Origin of the sequence: Shigella sp. FC1567 (assembly GCF_001743015.1) — a bacterium.
Classification (GTDB): Bacteria; Pseudomonadota; Gammaproteobacteria; order Enterobacterales; family Enterobacteriaceae; genus Escherichia; species Escherichia coli.
Map to the genome: position 1 here is coordinate 1 of NZ_MIIV01000456.1, position 265 is coordinate 265.

A 265-nucleotide genomic window follows, 5' to 3' on the forward strand; every position below is an offset into this window, starting at 1 on the left:
GAGCGGCTAAAACTGGAGATTAAGGTGGCACATATCCGCACTCGCGAAACATATGGAACCCGGCGGCTCCAGACGGAGCTGGCAGAGAATGGCATCATCGTTGGTCGTGACCGACTGGCACGTCTTCGTAAGGAGCTAAGGCTACGCTGTAAGCAGAAACGCAAGTTCAGAGCGACTACGAACCCGAACCACAATCTGCCAGTTGCGCCAAATCTGCTGAACCAGACGTTCGCTCCTACAGCACCAAATCAGGTCTGGGTGGCGG

General features: G+C 55.5%; 1 protein-coding gene. It reads left to right on the plus strand.

The window, feature by feature from the left end:
• A partial coding sequence (locus BHE85_RS20040; protein ID WP_146628008.1) for an IS3 family transposase occupies positions 1 to 265 on the plus strand: 265 nt, incomplete at both ends.